Source organism: Blautia sp. HCN-20427, assembly GCF_037890365.1.
GTDB lineage: Bacteria > Bacillota > Clostridia > Lachnospirales > Lachnospiraceae > Blautia.
The window spans coordinates 15876-33000 of record NZ_JBBKBX010000023.1 but is presented as its reverse complement, the minus strand read 5'-3'; the positions used below and the strand labels follow the sequence as shown (position 1 = coordinate 33000).

Here is a 17125-nt window from a genome sequence, read left to right as displayed (position 1 = left end):
AAATTTCCCTATATGCTACAATGGAACAAGAATTGAATGTATAACGGTGCCTGCTATGCAGGAGAATAGGAAAGTTAAGTGAAAATCTTACACGGTCACGCCGCTGTAATGGAGGAGCTGTATTTTAATATGCCACTGTTGTAATGGGAAGGCAAAATGCAGCAAAGATACCTGAGTCAGAAGACCTGCCTTATACATGCGATTTACACAGGTTACGAACGATGGCCTTGTGTAAGAACAGGTTGGCTCATAGCATATCTATTCACCTTGCTATAACCTCTTGTTCTTCTGATGCCTGTCGGTCCCTGCCGTACAGGTTTTTTATTTTATTCATGCAAATCAGAAGGGAGAAGAAAAATGAGTAAAAATCAAAAACGTATTCTGGTACTGGCAAGCGCCTTTGCGCTTACCTTCGGCATTGTCCCAACCGTCAGTGCCATGCACATTATGGAAGGTTACCTTCCGGGAGGATTCTGCATCGCATGGGGTGTCCTGTGCGTACCGTTTCTCATTGCAGGATTCATGTCTATCAAAAAAACTTTAAACGAACACCGAAATCTGGTCACCCTGCTGGCTATGTCCGGCGCCTTTGTCTTTGTAATTTCTTCCTTGAAGATTCCTTCCGTAACCGGAAGCTGTTCTCACATGACAGGCACCGGGCTTGGAGCAATTCTGTTTGGCCCGTCTGCCGTTTCCATTCTGGGGCTGATTGTTCTCCTGTTCCAGGCTATTTTACTGGCACACGGCGGACTGACTACGATTGGAGCAAACACATTCTCCATGGCAATCGCAGGACCTTTTGTATCTTATGGTCTTTATGTTGTGCTGAAAAAGGCCAATGTGGATAAAAAAGTCTGTGTATTTTTGGCCGCATTTTTAGGTGACTTATTTACATACTGCGTGACTGCGGTACAGATGGCTCTTGCCCATCATGCGGATACCACCTTTGGCGCTGCAGTAGGCAAATTCCTGCTGGTATTTGCACCTACACAGGTTCCTCTGGCTCTTATTGAAGGCGTCATCACGGTATTGATTATCATGGGTCTGGAAACCTATGCTAAACCGGAACTTCGTGCGATTGGTTATTTAAAGGAGGGAAAATAAGATGAAGAAAAAAGTCATTCTGGCCATTCTCGTTATTTTCTTAATTGCATTTGTTCCGCTGTTTGTCTTAAAAGACGCGGAATTCGGCGGTTCCGACGATGCCGGAAGCACCGTGGTAGAGGAAGTGGATTCCTCCTATGAACCCTGGGCAACCCCCATTTTTGAAAAGCTCATTGGCGGAGAACTTCCCGGCGAAGTGGAAAGCCTGCTCTTCTGTCTCCAGACCGGTATTGGCGTAGGCGTCATTGCCTTTTTTATGGGACGTTTTGTAGAGCGTAAAAAATGGATGAAAGATGAAAACTAAAGTTCTCTGGCGAAAGGAGTTTCTATGATAGTCATTGATAAGCTGTGTTACAATTCCCGGCTTAGATATGAAAATGCCAGTGAGAAATTTGCCTTTGCAGTGATTACACTGTGTATCTGTGTAATGAGTCGTTCGACTGCGGTGGCAGGTATCGTATTAGCTGTGACAGGGATTCTTACCGTTTGGAAAGGGGGAGTCCCTGTTTTGCGTTATCTTAAGTTTCTCACCGTACCTCTGGCATTTTTGTTTTTAAGTACCATAGCCATTATGTTCAATTTAAAACAGGTTCCCATGGATTTCTTTGCCATTCCCCTTGGAAACTGGTATCTGACGGCAAGCTACCATTCCTTTTTTTATGCGGTACAGCTGATTCTCACCGCTCTTTCCGCGGTTTCCTGCCTGTACTTTTTGTCCTTTACCACCCCAATGCCCGATATTCTGGAGGTTTTGCGGAAACTGCACTGTCCCCGTCTGCTGATTGAACTGATGCTGCTGATTTATCGGTTTATCTTCGTACTGCTGGATGTGGCTTCTGCCATTTCCACTTCCCAAAACTGCAGACTGGGAAATAAGGATTACCGGACGTCTCTGAAATCCTTCGGTATGCTGGGATCTGTGCTGATGATACGGGCGGTACAACGTTCCAACCGGCTCTACGACGCTATGGAAGCCCGCTGCTATGACGGCACCATACGGGTTCTGTCGGAAAACCGGCCTCCCAGGAAACGAATCATTGCTGCCATTGTGGCATTCGATACCGCCTTATTTATTTTTGCTGTATGGAGGAGATTTTTTTCATGAATTCAGATATGATATTAAAAGCCGATAATCTGCATTTTTCCTATGATGATGACAACTCCCACTCTTTAAACGGACTTTCCCTGGAAATCCGAAGGGGACAGAAAGTGGCCTTTATGGGAGCCAATGGCAGCGGAAAGTCTACGTTTTTCCTCTGCTGCACGGGAATCCATAAACCCCAGTCGGGAAAACTGTATTTTAACGGAGAAGAAGTGAACTATAACAAAAAGGGACTATTACATCTGCGCAGCAAAGTGGGCATTGTGTTTCAGGACCCGGACAACCAGCTTTTCTCTGCCAGCGTGTACCAGGAAATTTCTTTTGGAATTTTAAACCTGGGGATTTCCGAAGACCAGGCAAAAAAAGAAGTGGAGGAAGTCATTGATTATCTGGAAATCACTCCTTTTCGCCACAAACCCACCCATGCTTTAAGCGGAGGACAGAAAAAGCAGGTTTCCATTGCCGACATTCTGGTTATGCACCCGGACATTATTATTTTAGACGAACCTGCGGCAGCTTTAGACCCCAAACACACCACTATGGTCAACCACATTGTAGACCGCATGACAGAAAACGGCATTACGGTACTCATGGCCACTCATGACGTCAATTATGCCTATGAATGGGCGGACGAAGTCATGCTCTTTCACGAAGGCAGGGTGCTGATGCACGGCAGCCCCGCCGAAGTTTTCGGAAACCGGGCAGCTTTAAGGCAGACCAATCTGGAGCCCCCGGCGGTTCTGGAGCTTTTCGAAAGCCTGTGCAAAAAAGGGATTTTGAAATCCTCTCTTCCGCTGCCGAAAAATCTGAAGGCACTGGAACAATATATTGCAGAAGTAAATTTGAATCCACACTACGGAGGTAAGAAAATCATGTCAAACGAAACCAGAAAGGCCATTCTGGCAGTAAGTTTCGGCACCAGCCATAACGATACCAGGGAAGTCACCATCGACGCTATTGAACGGGATATGCAGCAGGCCTTCCCCCATTACCCTCTGTATCGGGCCTGGACCAGCAAGATGATTATCAAAAAAGTAAACAAGCGCGATAATATTCATATCAACACGGTAAAAGAAGCCATGGAACAAATGCGGGCAGACGGTATCACCGACGTGCTGGTGCAGCCCACCCATGTTATCAATGGAATTGAAAATGATTTGATGAAAGAAGACGCTTTGTCTTATCAGGAATATTTTCATTCTATTTCCTTCGGGGATCCCCTTCTTACCAGCGAGCAGGACAATCTGAGCGTCATCCAGGCTGTGGCTGAAGAATTTTCCCACCTGAAGAAAGAAGAAGTTCTGGTGCTTATGGGACACGGCACAACCCATTATGCCAACTCCATCTATGCGGCTTTGGACTATACCTTTAAAGATAAGGGATATGAAAACATCTTCCTGGGAACAGTGGAGGCCTATCCTACCATGGAAAGTCTTCTGCGTATGGTAAAGGCATATGAACCTTCTAAAGTGGTTCTGGCTCCCTTTATGATTGTGGCAGGCGACCATGCGAAAAACGATATGGCAGGGGATGACCCGGAATCCTGGTACAGTCAGTTTAAAGCTGCCGGATACGAAGTAGAGCCGGTAGTCAAAGGACTGGGGGAATATTCGGGAATCCGGAAACTTCTGGTCGAACACTTACAGGTCTTAGAAGCCTGACAGCCAAAAAAGCTTGTGTATTCTTTCTGGCAGACGGATGCACAGGCTTTTTCTGTTCTGGTTTTATTTCTCATCCTCCAGTAATTGTATTTGCGTCACATGAGTAATTTTTGCAGGTGCTGTTTCCTGAATTCCTCCGGTAAAAGTGATGGAAACAGTATCACCTATGTCCAAATCTTCCGCAGAGATTTCTGTATATCTCCACGTCATTTTTGTCTCCTCATCAATGGAAAAAACAAAATCTCCACGAAAATTTATATCATTTATTTCCAGCCCTGTTACTCGCAGAAAATTATTTTTTCTGTCCGAAATCTCAGCATAGAACGTTTCTGCCGTACCCTCATCTGCTAAATTTTTTATCTGTTTTCTTGTGCTTTCATTTCCAATGAAAAAAGAAATACCAGCAAGTATCACTGTATATAAAACGAAAACAACAACGAATAAAAGTTTCCTTTTTCGTTTCATAAAGCCAATCCTCCTATTCATATCTGGATCTTATTTTTTCTGTCCAGAAATCCACTGGGCCACCTGGGTCAGTGATTCCATTTTCCCGTACAGATAGGAACTTACCGGGGTATCATCCGTGAGAATATCCGGAATCATAATGACTTTCGTGCCTGCTTGGCTGGCAGAACGGATTCCATTATAAGAATCCTCCAAGGCCAGTACTTCCTCCGGCCATAGCTGCAGCTTCTCGCAGGTAAGCTGGTATATACGGGGATTAGGTTTCCCCTCTTTTACCATGTCTCCTGTAACAATTTCCTGAAAGTAAGAGAAAATCCCCTGTCGTTTCAATTCCGGTATCGTGTGCTCTCTATGGGTAGAAGTTGCCACAGCCATGGGAATCTGCCTCTGCTTTAAAAGTTCCAGAAGCTCTTTCAGTCCTTTCTTTTGCGGAATCCCATGTTCCCGTTCACAGGTATGATAAACCTCATGATAACGGTCTGTAAACTGCTGCAGCGGAAAATCCTCCCCGTATTTTTCCAGAAAATATTGATTTCTCTGGGTCCGGCTCATGCCCAAAGTGTGCAAAATATTGCTGCCAAAATTGGAGTATCCCAGTTCTCCTCCTGTGACTTCCCAACTATATTGAATCATTCGTTCCGTATCCAGCATCAGGCCATCCATATCAAAGATAACGCCTTTTACCGGAAAAAGCGGTGGTATATTCCAATTCATGCGGTTATTCCTCCTGTCTGAAATTCTTTACAACTGAGAATTTTTAAATTCCTATATCATAGATTTGTATCATTCATAAATAATAGCATGATACTTCAATATTGTCATTTCTTTTCTGCTTTTAAAGCGGTGAGAGATGCGATACTTTTCAGCAACAAAAAGAGGCTGCCCAAAGGCGGCCTCTTTTTGTAAAGTATTTAAAATTCCTTTATTTTTTCCTTCTGCCCTTTCCTTTTAAAACGGCAATCAGTCCGGAAGAACCGGCTAACATGGAAGTCAGCAGACCCAGGTTTGCCATATCACCTGTTTTCGGTGACTTTTTCGTAGTTGCACTTGTTTTTGTAGTTTTTTTCACAGTCACGGTAATGGTCTTTTCTGTGGAAGCTCCATTTTTATCTGTTACTTTATAAGTAACATGATAGGTTCCCGCTTTTGACGTGTTCACATCATTTGCTATAATGTTGTCTTTTGTCAAGGTGATTTTTCCGTCCTCTTTGTCTTCTGCTGTAACACCGGACAGAGGATTATAGCTGTCCCCTACCTTCAGCGTTATATCTTTGGCTGTAATGGTAGGCGGGGTATTTTCTTTTACTGTTACTGTAATGGTCTTTTCTGTAGAAACTCCATTTTTATCTGTTACTTTATAAGTAACGTGATAGGTTCCCGCCTTTTTGGTATCTACATCATTTGCTGCAATGTTATCTTTTGTCAGAATGAGGTTTCCATCTTCCTTATCTGTAGCTGTCACATTGGTCAATGGGTCAAAAGTATCTCCAACCATCAGCGTAATATCTCCGGCTGTAATCACTGGCGGTGTATTCACGGCCTGAGTGGACCAGCCTGCATAAAGTGTAATATCTGCTGTCACCGGCGCAGAGAAATCATATAAAGTGGTACATTCTTTATCCGTGTACCAACCGGTAAAAATATAACCTTCTTTCACAGGAACCGTTGGTTCCGCAGCCTTCTCTCCATTGCTGAGCATCTGGTCGTCCACCAAAGTACCGCCCATGCTGTCAAATTTTACAACACAGTCATCCACGGCCGTGATATCTGTATAAAAGGTCCATTTTGTTGAATTTATCTGACCGTCAAATCCGGCCTCTAATACCGTGGCTTTATCTTGTGCCGGAATCGTTAAAACATGTGTCTCTGAATCAAAGCAGGCATGTCCTTCTTTCTCCAGAACCTTAATAAAAGCAGGCGAGATGACCTGATTCAAATCTACCGATTTGCTTCCATCCGAATTTACGATGAAATAACCATTCAAATCAATAATCAGGTTTCCTGTATGTTCAGGCACTACATGACAACCAATATACTTCGTCATGCCAGCAGATATATAAACGGTTTCCTGATTCTGTGAATGATATCCTCTTTCCAGATTGTCACATCCTCTGAAATCCAGAGTTTTTAATGGAGGATTATTGTCGTAAGTCACGGATGTCAAACTTTTCATATCAGACACATCCAGGGAAGTCAATTGATTGTCGGAACAATTCAAAACCTCCAAAGCCGGTGTATTCAAGGAAAGAGTTTGCAGTTCATTATTATAGCACTCTATACTTCTCACCTTTGAACCATCCACACTCAGAGAAGTCAGTTTATTCCCCTGACACTTCAAGAGTTCCAAAGCCGGGGCGTCAATACTCAAAGTCGTCAGCCCATTGTTGCTACAACTCAGGCTTTTAAGCGCCGGTAAAGAAATTTTCAATGACGATAACTGGGAATTATAAGCCATGTGTATCGTATCCATTTTATTCAAACCGATTAAATCTAAATTGGTTATCTTGGTGTTCGCAATATATATACTTGTCAGTTCGGTAAAATACTGAATTCCCTGCAATGAAGTTATTTTCGGATTATTAATACTAAGCCGATCTATTTTACTTATTTCCTCTGGAGTTAAGACACCGTCCTCACCATAAGATTTTTTCTCCAGTTCTGCCCGAAAAACTGCATCCGGAAAATTCGTTTCATCAATTTTAATTCCTACTGGCTGAGTTTCCTCTGTTTTTTCCTCTGTTGGAGTTTCTTCTTTTGAGTTCTCAGGCTGCTGCGCTTCTGATTCTTCTTTTACCTTTTCCTGTTTCGGAGTGGTTTCTGTCTCAGTTTCCGATTTTACTTCTTTTTTTGTGTCTTCCCCAACTTTTGTTTCTGCCTGTGTTTCTTTTGTAGAAAGTTCTTGCTGTACCACTTCCGTATGAACCTGTGCGGCAGATACAGAAGTCGGAATTCCTGTCAAAATTGTTGTTGCCCCAATTACAATTGCAGAACTCGTTGCTGCTGCTTTCTTAAAATTCATAGGCACCTTCTCCTTTTTCTAATTTTTATAGAAAGATTATAACTCCATATCCCTAAATAAGAAAGCAAAATGTCGGATAAATCGCTATTTTATGGTTGATATCCGGCAATTTAACCATATATGCGGTAAAGTAATTCACAAAATATGAAAGACCACAGTACACTATTCCGTTTGAACTGGTATTTCAATCTGCGTAATATAATCATCAAAAGTGTCAATGACAAGCTCATTGAGGCCTTTTTCATAAGCAAAGCCGGAAAATTGTAAATAATGCTGCTCTGCATAGGAAAGAATTTCTTCATATCGGGTTGGAATTTTACTCCAATCTCCTTTACAAAAAGCCCTTAGATATTTCCCCTTGGGCTGTATGTGAAGTCCCTGTTTATGCGTTGGTTCTGGTAATTCAATATACAAAAAGGAATAGTCATTGAGATTGCCATTGTATAGATTTTTGACGGATAACATAGCTCCATAGGAAGCGTCATGTAAACGATGTAATTGATACTTTTTCGTTTCATCTACGACCATTTCTATTTCCTTTTCAAATGATGTAACCGTTGTGGTAGGGACAGTTACGAAATAATGTGCTTTTGTCTTTTCAACAATTTCGAAGCCGGACATATCTAACGTGCGGATATGCGTCATATTTTGCTTTTTCTCATTCATAACGGCTCGGATAGCTTTAAGATGAGATATGGTGTTGTCCAGCTCTGTTATTTTATCAGTCAACAGACTTTCTAAAGAAAACGCACACCGGTTATTCAAAAAGTGTTGTATTTCTGAGATTGACACATTTAATTCCCGCAGCATAAGAATGGTTTCCAGTAGGGAACTCTGCTGATATGTATAATACCGATAGCCATTCGGTTTTATCACAGCAGGTTTTAATATGCCGACTTTATCATACCACATGAGCGTTTTTTTGTTGATTTCGTGCAGTTTTGCAAATTGTCCGATTGTAAATAATTTATTTGTATCAAAAAACATAGAAAATCCCCCTTGACTGTACTGTTACTGTACGGTTTATTATATGCCATGAGAAGTAGCAAAGCAAGAAATGGAGGAAACAAGCAAAAATGAATGAACAGATTATCCTAAGAGAGTATCAGAAAACAGACCATCAGGCGCTGGAAAATATAGTGCGGGAAGCATGGAAGTATGACCGCTTTTGTTCTCCTAAGACAGCGGCAAAAATGGCAAAAGTTTATTTGAGCAGTTGTCTCACCAATCAGACCTTTACAAAAGTTGCAGAAATAAACGGTGAGCCAGTTGGTATTATCATGGGGAAAGATATTGAAAACCATAAATGCCGGCTTTCTTTGCGTATGAAATGGCTAAAATCTATCGTTTCGCTTTACATATCCAAAGAGGGACGAGAAATCTCAAAAATATTTGCGGCTGTGCAAGGAATCGATAAAGCATTGCTTTCTGCCTGTAAAGAGAAGTACAAAGGTGAGCTGGCGTTCTTTGCAATCAGTGAAAAATGTCGTGGCAAAGGATTGGGAAAAAAATTATTTCAAACTGTTGTTGACTACATGAAGTCGCAAGATATTTCCAACTTTTACCTGTTCACAGATACCAGTTGCAATTATCCATTTTATGAACACATGGGATTGACAAGACGGTGTGAGAAAAAGCAAATCATAGACATAAAAGGCGAAAAAGGGGATATGACGTTCTTTATTTATGATTATCAGATAGGAGAAAAGAAAGTCCAGTAAGTAGCAATCAAGGAGCGACAGCCTCAAGTGTTGTCGCCCCTTATAATCACGTTTGTTTCTTTCTATTATTTATTCATATAATTCAATTTCTGAAATACAGGTATCCTGCCATCTGGAGCCCTCATACACGGATTTAATATACAGAGAAACAAAGGATGCGTCTACAGGTTCATCAAAAGAAAGGCAGAATTTTTTCTTTTCGTCGGAAAACTTCACATCTTTCTTCTGTGTTTCTCCCACCTGTATCGTCAATTCTTTCGGTCTGGAATTATAATCCCAGAGTTCATCACTCCGCCAGTTTCCCAGATACAAAACTATATACCGTATTTTGTGGTTTCCATCCAACGTCAGTTTGATTCCCTTTCCCTCGCCTGAACCGTCTTCATTTTCCTGCCAGGAAGAGGCTGTGTCTCCATCAATGGCGCTTTTAGCACTGTAATCGTAAGAATCCGACTGTTTTACGGAATTTTCTTCTGTGGATGTGGGCTGAATTTTCTTATACTTGGAAAAATCCACATCTTCTGCAGAAACCAGCTTGAAATACTCTTCTTTTTTCGTCTCTTTCTTATCCTCAGCTGCTGCAGGTTCTTCTGATGCTTTTTGAGTGTTTTCTTCTGATGCTTCTTTCTGCTTTGTATTTTCTGTATTTGCCGCAGAATCCAACTGCTGATAATATTCTTTTTCCTGCTGCTCCATTTCTTTCATTTTACGCAGACTAAGGAAAATGCCCGCTGTCAGACACAAAAGCAAAAACAGAACCGCCAAAAGAATCCTGCGTCTTCTGGCTTTCTTGCCCTCCGGCGTCAGATTTCGCTTTTCCTTTTCGTCCTCTTCATCCTCTTCTTCATCGTCCTCTTCTGCAAAAAAGTTTTCTTCCTCTTCTTCATTGCTGACGGTTTCAGCAACAGATTCCAGTTCACTGTGAGCCTGGCTCTCCTCCAGAAGTGCCTTTTCCGGCAGCGTTTCCACGGTTTCCGCCTCCAGGACTTCCGGCGTTTCTGTCATAACTTCTGTATGCACTGTGGGTTCTTCCGGTTCAGCCATATCCTCCGTATTTTCCGGCGCCTCGTTTTCTGTCTCGGTTACCGGCTCTATAAACTTTTCGGAGCTCTCATTGCTGTCTGTTTCCACAGCCCCATCTTCCGTTTTTTCTTCAGGAGCTGCCGCCTCTGTTTCTTTTTTTTCTTTGCGTCTGCCCCAGAACCCCTTTTTGCCGCTCTCCGGCTTTTCTGCTGCTTCATCCGAGTTTTCCGCAGATGTTTCCTCTTTTTTTAAGGCTTGCTCCGGCTGCTTTTTTTGCTCCTGAGATTTTCCTTCTTTTTCCCCTTTCAGAATCTGTTCCAGTTCCTCGTCCGATTTATAATAGGCCCAGACATCCGCCTCATCCATATATTCCGGAAATACGGCCTGTCCGCACCGGTCACAGTATAAATCCGCATCTGAAAGTTCTTTCCCGCATCTTTCACACTTCATAATGGTCCTTTCCCGGAAACCTTATTTCCAGTAATCTCTTTCATTGTCAATCATGTACAGTAATGCATTACAGATACATGCCGCAATGTTGCTGCCTCCCTTTCTGCCTCTGGCCACAATATAAGGAACCTCTGTATCCATAATCATTTCTTTTGATTGTACCACATTTACGAAGCCTACAGGAACCCCTATAATCAAATATGGAGAAATTTTTTTCTCTTCTATCAGTTCATATAGCCGAACCAATGCTGTAGGTGCGTTTCCAATGGCGAAAATCAACGGTTTTCCCATAGAAGCTGCTTTATCCATACTGGCAGTGGCTCTGGTGCTTCCCTGTTCTTTTGCCTGTTTTGCCACATCTTCATCCGACATAAAACAATATACTTCTCCGCCATATTTTGCCAGTGCTTTTTTATTGATACCGGCTTTTGCCATCTGGGTATCCGTTACAATACATGCTCCGTTTTTAATCGCCTCAAGGGCTTTTTCCACCGCATTTTCAGAAAAGCACAAGTTCTCTGCATAATCAAAATCTGCACTGGTGTGGATACATCTTTTTACAATCAATTCGGTTTCGGGAGTCAGCTTTTTCTCTCCCAGTTCTTCTGTAATAATTTCAAAACTTCTGGTTTCGATTTCTTTTGGTTTTACATTTTCCAGTTGCACTTTCATACTTGTCCGCCTTTCAAATTCCCTGTTCCAGAATCTCATATATTTTCTTCATATCCAAATGTTTCCGAAGTCCGTCTGCCAGTTTATCATACTGGGTTTCCTTAAACTGTGCAAAGTCCACGCTGGTCATCTGGGAAACATCCATTCCCTTGGCCTCCCCTAAGGCTTCCACAATTTTTTTCGCTACTTCTTCCTTATCAAAAATTCCATGCACATAAGAACCGTACACATTGCTGCAGGCCGCCCCGTCTGTTTTCGATTCCATTTTCACAGTATCTGTGATTTCTGTGAAAGGTTCTGCTCCTTCTGAAAGTATACTTTCTCCCATATGAATTTCGTATCCTTCCAGTTCCGTTCCCGTCAGAGTGTGGAGAATTCCCTTTACCTGTGGGAAACGGCCCTGCACTCTGGTTCTGGTCTTGGAGTCTCTGAAAATAGTATGCATAGGCAGAAGTCCCATACCTTTGATTTCGCCTCCGGCTTCTACATGGTCGGGGTCAGATAGAGACTCTCCCAACATCTGATATCCACCGCAAACACCGAAAATCACCTTGCCTTCCGCCGCTTTTTTCAGTACAGCTGCCTCCAGTCCGTTCTGACGCATCCAGAGTAAATCTTCCATGGTATTTTTCGTTCCGGGAAGAATAATCATGTCTGGATTTTTCAGTTCCTTTGCATGTTTGATATAGCGCACAGAGACGCCGGGGATTACCTCTAGGGCATTAAAATCCGTAAAATTAGAGATTCTCGGCACGCGTATCACTGCAATGTCAATAAGGTCCACTTCCTGGTTTCCTCCAAAACGCTCTGTCAGGCTGTCTTCATCCTCCACTTCCAGTTCCATATAAGGAGCCACGCCCACCACAGGAATTCCGGTTTTCTCCTCCAGAGCTGCCACACCGGGGTCTAAAATCGTTTTATCCCCGCGGAACTTGTTAATAATCATGCCTTTAACCATCTGCTGCTCGTCTTCCTCCAGCAGAAAAATAGTTCCCATAAGCTGTGCAAAAACACCGCCTCTGTCAATATCTCCTACCAAAAGAACCGGGGCTTTGGCCTGTCTGGCCATTCCCATATTTACAATATCTTCCTGTTTTAAATTGATTTCTGCCGGACTGCCCGCACCTTCAATAACAATAATATCATACTCTTCTTCCAGCTTATGATAAGCCTCCATTACCTTTGGCAGAAGCTGTTTTTTGTAAGCAAAATAGTCTCTGGCGCTCATGGTTCCCAGAACTTCCCCATTGACAATTACCTGGCTTCCAATGTCATTGGTTGGCTTTAAAAGAATGGGATTCATGAGCACAGAGGGTTTGATTTTTGCAGCCTCTGCCTGCATAACCTGCGCCCTTCCCATCTCTAAACCCTCCTCTGTAATGAAGGAATTAAGTGCCATATTCTGGGATTTAAAAGGTGCTACTTTATACCCGTCCTGTTTAAAAATTCTGCAGAGTCCCGCAGCCAGCAGGCTCTTCCCCGCATTGGACATTGTGCCCTGTATCATAATTGCTTTTGCCATAATCCCTCTTCCTTTCCACTTTGTCGCTGTATTGCATCTAACGCATCCAGCAGCTTTTTGTTTTCTTCTTTTGTCCGGACTGCAACCCGGTAGTATCCTTCCCCAAGTCCCACATAGTTGCTGCAGTCCCGAATAGAAATGCCCTGTTTTAAGCCGTCTTCTCTTAAGTTTTCCGGTCCCTGAAAGAAAATATAATTTGCCTTTGAACCGTAAATACGAAGTCCTCTGGCCTTTAACCCTTTTAATAAAATCTCTTTTTCTATCTGAATTTTTTTCAGTGTTTCCTCTGCATAATCCTTTTCTTTTAAGGCTGCTTCGCCTGCTGCCTGTGCCACAACAGACACATTCCAGGGCTGCATGACGCGGTGCATATGTTCCAGGACTTCTGTGTTACTGCAAAATCCGTATCCCAGTCTGAGGCCAGCCATGGCATATTTTTTTGTAAAGGCCTTCACGAGAAACAGGTTGGAATATTCATCTAAAAACGGCTTCATCGTATAGTTTTCCGGTTGCTCTGTGAAATCCACAAAACACTCATCCAATACCAGAAATGTGCCGCACTGCCTGCACTTTTCTGCAATCTTTTTTATATAATCCAAATCCTTTAAAACTCCTGTAGGATTATTGGGATTGCAGAAGAAAACCATATCTGTGTCTTCGGTAATCTCTTCTATAAAGTCCTGCCCCGGTACAAATTCTTCTTCTTCCCGCAGAAAGAAATGGCGAATTTCACACCCGGACGCCTGTAACGCCTGCTCGTATTCTGCGAAAGAAGGCGCTGGCAAAAGGGCCTTTTTCGGCTTTAATGCCAGTACCAGTCCGAAAATCAAATCCGCAGCTCCGTTGCCGCAGATAATCTGCTCCATAGGTGCCTGTTCTTTCAAAGACAGAGCCTTTCGCAGCGCGGTGCACTCTACATCCGGATAACAATCTGCTTTTTCTACGGCTTCTTTTGCCGCCTTTTTAACGCCCTCCGGCATTCCATACGGATTACAGTTTGCCGAAAAATCCAGCATATGGGGATACCGGTATACATCTCCCCCGTGAATATGTAAATTTGCCATAATGTTCTCCTTTAAAGCAGTCCCCAAATTCCCACTGCCAGCAAACGCAAAGCAGCAAACACGAAGGTTCCCAGTCCGGCGCTTACATACAGCAGACGGTTGGCGCGCGGAATATCTTCACATTCTACGGCACGCAGAGGGTCTCCAATGGTGGGTTTTTCGTAAAGTTTTCCGAAATAGTATGCGTTTCCCGCAAGCTGAATATCCAGTGCACCTGCCATAACAGCTTCCGTCTGGGCAGAGTTTGGACTGGCATGGTTATAACGGTCTCTCTGAAAAATTTTTTTTGCATTTTTCCCGTCCATACCTGTAATATAAGCCCCTGCAATCATCAGCCAGGCTGAGATTCTGGCCGGAATATAATTAGCAATATCATCCAGCTTTGCCGCATATCTGCCAAAATACAAATATTTTTCATTTTTGTATCCCACCATAGAATCCATGGTATTAATTCCCTTGTACAGAAACATCAGAGCCGGACCTCCCACTGCCATATAGAACAGAGGTGCAATAATGCCGTCTGAGGTATTTTCTGCAATGGTTTCTACAGTGGCTTTTGTCACGCCCTCTTCCGTAAGTTCTGCCGTATCTCTTCCTACAATCATGGAAACTGCGTATCTGGCTTTCGGTAAATCTTTCTTTTTCAGTTCCCTGTATACCCGCATACTCTCGTCCCTCAAAGACTTTGTGGCAAGAAGCTGATAACAGAAAAAAGTTTCCGCCAAAAAGCCCAGAACCACATGGATTTTATATGCGGCACATAAAAGCAAAAGCGGTATCAGACCACTGCCCGCACAAATCAGCATTACCAGTACCAGCCCGGCTTTTTGTTCCCCCTGTTTTGTGGCAGGAAATACTTTCCGCAGCCATTTTTCCAGAAGAGAAATACTGTTTCCGATGATACGCACGGGATGGTAAAGCCACCTGGGGTCTCCCAGCAGCAAATCTATTAAAAAGCCCAAAATCAGGGCCGCTGCAGTCCACTTAATCATTGCCAAAAGTTCCTTTCTTCACCAGGCTGACTGCCTGTTCTTTCTTCCATACTTCTTCCTCAATCGTCAATTCATAGTACTCGCCGTTTCCAATCTGCCACTGAAAATATGCTCCCTTTGGAGAAGCAAAAGCACAGAGAATACTCATGATGGTTCCTCCATGCACAACCATGGCAGCCTGCTGAATCCCTCTTTGCAGGGCCTGCTCCACACACTGGGCGAATCCTCTGGAGCAGCGTTTTTTAAAGCTTTCCTGCGACTCTCCTTTTGGAAAAGGCAGAGTCCCGTTACTGTCTATCCAGGCCTGATACTCCGGACAGTCAGACAGTTCTTCGTAGGATTTATTTTCAAATAATCCAAAGTCACATTCTTTTAAAAAGGCATTGCTTTCCATGGAAATTCCCGGATAAATGCACTGTGCAGTCTCCATGCAGCGTTTCATAGGACTTACATACACCAGCTCTGCTTTGGGATATTTCCTCTTTTGAAGAGACTCTCTTCCTTCCCGGCACAAAGGCTCATCTGTCCTTGACCCGATGTATCTTCCTTTGGTGTTTCCATAAGTTTTTCCATGACGTATCAGTATGATTTTAAGCATTTTTTATCACCATTCCCATACCGCAGACAACCCGGATAACCATCTGACTTTCTGCAGCTATTTTTGTACAGATTCTCCCGGTTGTTTCTCTGTAAGTCCGGTCAAAAGCCTCCATGGGAACTACCCCGTATCCCAGTTCATTGGAGATAAGAATCAGTTCAGGATTTTCCTGTAAAAGCCTTTCGGTAATCCCGTCAAAATCCCATCCCAGCTTCAGCCCTTTCTGAATCCATTCATGAAAATGGTAAAGACAGGGAACACGGAAAAGTTCTTCAAAATCAGCTTCTTTTCCATCTCTCATCTGGTCTTCCTGAAGAGAAAACTGCTGTTTTGCGTATTCTTTTTTTCCCTGAAATGCACCGCCTATGATTAATTTCATCCTCGTATCCTTTCCTTTTTCTCTATAAAAATCTGCTGATAATTTCTCCCGCAACGCAGAAGAATGCCATAACCAGCTCACTCATCTGCATATGAAAACCCGCCAAATCTCCTGTAATGCCGCCGAACTCTTTCATAGACATTTTGTAGTAATACAGATATTCCAAAGCAGCTCCAAGAACCGCGCAGCCTCCAATGAGAGGGTCATAAGCCAGCATTGAGACAACGCAGAGAATTCCGTAAATCGCACATACCATTTTCACACATTGTTTCTGTGCTCCATCGGAAAAAGCGGCTGCCAGCCCTGTGTTTTTTGCCATGGGAAATGCGGCTATGGAAAAGCCTCCCAAGGCTCTGGAAAGTACAAAGCCAATGCAGACCACCGGCAGACTTTTCAGCGTTATTTCACTGTACACACCCAGGTATAAAAGGAAATACACCACTGCTGTAATAATAGCAAATGCGCCTGCATGGGAGTCCTTCAAAATTTCCAGTTTTCGTTCTCTGGGCTGATAAGAATGAAGAGCGTCTGAGGTATCCAAAAGCCCATCCAGATGGATTCCCCCACTTACCGCTACCGGTATCAGAACCAGAACAGCCGCATAAAAAACATGGCTGCTGACAAGAACTTTCCCAAAGTACCCCCACAGCCAGGTAAGTCCCCCGATAATCACGCCAATCAGAGGAAAAAAGCACATAATGTAGCGCATATTTTCTTTTGTCCATTCACTTTTCGGCATGGGTATTTTGGAATACATCGAAAACGCAATCTTAAAACTGTTCCACAATCGTCCCATTTATCTGTCCTTCTTTTCTGTAAATTTTTCTGCATTTCCCTTAAAAAACAGAGGAATTCCATAAACCACCTCAACGGCACAGTCCGCCATACCGACAATTTTTTGATTGATTTCCCCCAGATAGCTCTCGTATCTCTGTGTTTCTGTATCATAGGAAATGCCGTCTGAAAATATCTCATTTGTCACAATTACCAGCTGTTTTGCCTGGGTCTGCAGGCTGCGTACTCCCTCTAAAATTTCTTCCACGGTATGCTCTCCTGCCCCGTCTTTTTGAAACATTTCATTAGCCGTCAGGTTTGACATACATTCCAGAAGCACGCAGCTTTTGGGTGGAATTTTCAGATTTTTCAATCCGGTATAGCACTCTATGGTAGAGAACTTTTTTTCTGCCCGCATCTGGCGGTGGCGGGCAATTCGCTGGTGGCTTTCCTCATCAAAAGGAAACATGGTGGCAATGTAAATCCTTTCCAGGTCTCCAAAATCCGTAACTATTTTTTCGGCATAGGCAGATTTCCCGCTGCCGCTGCCTCCTGTAATGACTGTAATCATATACTGTG

The 17125-nt window shown here is 43.2% G+C and carries 18 protein-coding genes, 1 pseudogene and 1 riboswitch; of the genes and pseudogenes, 6 read left to right on the top strand and 13 right to left on the bottom strand.

What is annotated here, in order from left to right; all coding sequences use genetic code 11:
• Positions 1–26 precede the first annotated feature (26 nt).
• A riboswitch (cobalamin riboswitch) is annotated at positions 27–207 on the top strand.
• Positions 208–357: 150 nt separating this feature from the next.
• From WKT17_RS13160 to WKT17_RS13140, 5 genes and pseudogenes are all read left to right on the top strand, one after another.
• On the top strand, positions 358–1104 hold the full coding sequence (locus tag WKT17_RS13160) for an energy-coupling factor ABC transporter permease (RefSeq protein WP_173749598.1): 747 nt from the start codon (positions 358–360) through the stop codon (positions 1102–1104).
• A 1-nt stretch (position 1105) separates the two neighbouring features.
• The gene (locus WKT17_RS13155; protein ID WP_173749599.1) at positions 1106–1408 is read left to right on the top strand and encodes an energy-coupling factor ABC transporter substrate-binding protein; all 303 of its coding nucleotides are present in this window, start codon (positions 1106–1108) and stop codon (positions 1406–1408) included.
• Positions 1409–1432: 24 nt separating this feature from the next.
• Positions 1433–2209 carry a cobalt ECF transporter T component CbiQ gene (gene cbiQ, locus WKT17_RS13150; protein WP_173749600.1) on the top strand — a complete coding sequence of 259 codons (777 nt, stop codon included), beginning with the start codon at positions 1433–1435 and terminating at the stop codon, positions 2207–2209.
• Positions 2188–2808: pseudogene (locus WKT17_RS13145) on the top strand (energy-coupling factor ABC transporter ATP-binding protein); the annotation flags it as partial. The gene cbiQ and the pseudogene WKT17_RS13145, both read left to right, overlap by 22 nt.
• Positions 2809–3078: 270 nt before the next feature.
• Positions 3079–3867 (top strand): sirohydrochlorin cobaltochelatase, encoded by a 789-nt coding sequence (locus tag WKT17_RS13140; RefSeq protein ID WP_291683247.1) that lies wholly within the window; start codon positions 3079–3081, stop codon positions 3865–3867.
• A 63-nt stretch (positions 3868–3930) separates the two neighbouring features.
• On the opposite strand, the gene WKT17_RS13135 is transcribed toward WKT17_RS13140, so the two are convergent.
• From WKT17_RS13135 to WKT17_RS13120, 4 genes are all read right to left on the bottom strand, one after another.
• Complete coding sequence (locus WKT17_RS13135; RefSeq protein ID WP_291683238.1) at positions 3931–4332, bottom strand: DUF3221 domain-containing protein; 402 nt, start codon at positions 4330–4332, stop codon at positions 3931–3933.
• A gap of 30 nt (positions 4333–4362) precedes the next feature.
• Entirely contained in the window at positions 4363–5046 is a 684-nt protein-coding gene (locus WKT17_RS13130; protein ID WP_291683237.1) for an HAD family hydrolase, read from the bottom strand.
• A gap of 208 nt (positions 5047–5254) precedes the next feature.
• On the bottom strand, positions 5255–7351 hold the full coding sequence (locus WKT17_RS13125; protein WP_291683236.1) for an immunoglobulin-like domain-containing protein: 2097 nt from the start codon (positions 7349–7351) through the stop codon (positions 5255–5257).
• Between the two features lie 162 nt (positions 7352–7513).
• Positions 7514–8338 (bottom strand): MerR family transcriptional regulator, encoded by an 825-nt coding sequence (locus WKT17_RS13120; protein ID WP_291683235.1) that lies wholly within the window; start codon positions 8336–8338, stop codon positions 7514–7516.
• 89 nt (positions 8339–8427) lie between these two features.
• On the opposite strand from WKT17_RS13120, the gene WKT17_RS13115 reads away from it, so the two are divergent.
• Positions 8428–9072 carry a GNAT family N-acetyltransferase gene (locus WKT17_RS13115; RefSeq protein WP_173749607.1) on the top strand — a complete coding sequence of 215 codons (645 nt, stop codon included), beginning with the start codon at positions 8428–8430 and terminating at the stop codon, positions 9070–9072.
• A 69-nt stretch (positions 9073–9141) separates the two neighbouring features.
• Here WKT17_RS13115 and WKT17_RS13110 read toward each other — a convergent pair whose 3' ends face one another.
• Genes WKT17_RS13110 through WKT17_RS13070 form a run of 9 tightly spaced genes read right to left on the bottom strand, consistent with a single transcriptional unit; the run spans position 9142 to position 17117 of the window.
• On the bottom strand, positions 9142–10545 hold the full coding sequence (locus WKT17_RS13110) for an NADase-type glycan-binding domain-containing protein (protein WP_291683234.1): 1404 nt from the start codon (positions 10543–10545) through the stop codon (positions 9142–9144).
• A gap of 21 nt (positions 10546–10566) precedes the next feature.
• Positions 10567–11217 (bottom strand): precorrin-8X methylmutase, encoded by a 651-nt coding sequence (locus WKT17_RS13105; RefSeq protein ID WP_173749609.1) that lies wholly within the window; start codon positions 11215–11217, stop codon positions 10567–10569.
• Positions 11218–11230: 13 nt separating this feature from the next.
• A complete protein-coding gene (locus tag WKT17_RS13100) occupies positions 11231–12739 on the bottom strand; it encodes a cobyric acid synthase (protein ID WP_173749610.1) in 1509 nt (502 codons plus the stop codon).
• Positions 12721–13803, bottom strand: a complete 1083-nt coding sequence (locus tag WKT17_RS13095) for a pyridoxal phosphate-dependent aminotransferase (protein ID WP_291683233.1) — start codon at positions 13801–13803, stop codon at positions 12721–12723. Before WKT17_RS13095 ends, WKT17_RS13100 begins: the two co-directional genes overlap by 19 nt.
• A gap of 11 nt (positions 13804–13814) precedes the next feature.
• Entirely contained in the window at positions 13815–14795 is a 981-nt protein-coding gene (cbiB, locus tag WKT17_RS13090; RefSeq protein WP_173749612.1) for an adenosylcobinamide-phosphate synthase CbiB, read from the bottom strand.
• On the bottom strand, positions 14788–15393 hold the full coding sequence (locus WKT17_RS13085) for a histidine phosphatase family protein (RefSeq protein WP_173749613.1): 606 nt from the start codon (positions 15391–15393) through the stop codon (positions 14788–14790). The genes cbiB and WKT17_RS13085 overlap by 8 nt, the downstream gene beginning before the upstream one ends.
• Positions 15386–15772, bottom strand: a complete 387-nt coding sequence (locus WKT17_RS13080; RefSeq protein ID WP_173749614.1) for a bifunctional adenosylcobinamide kinase/adenosylcobinamide-phosphate guanylyltransferase — start codon at positions 15770–15772, stop codon at positions 15386–15388. Before WKT17_RS13080 ends, WKT17_RS13085 begins: the two co-directional genes overlap by 8 nt.
• 22 nt (positions 15773–15794) lie before the next feature.
• Positions 15795–16568 carry an adenosylcobinamide-GDP ribazoletransferase gene (locus WKT17_RS13075; protein WP_173749615.1) on the bottom strand — a complete coding sequence of 258 codons (774 nt, stop codon included), beginning with the start codon at positions 16566–16568 and terminating at the stop codon, positions 15795–15797.
• Positions 16569–17117 carry a bifunctional adenosylcobinamide kinase/adenosylcobinamide-phosphate guanylyltransferase gene (locus WKT17_RS13070; RefSeq protein ID WP_291683232.1) on the bottom strand — a complete coding sequence of 183 codons (549 nt, stop codon included), beginning with the start codon at positions 17115–17117 and terminating at the stop codon, positions 16569–16571. It lies immediately after the preceding gene.
• Positions 17118–17125 lie beyond the last annotated feature (8 nt).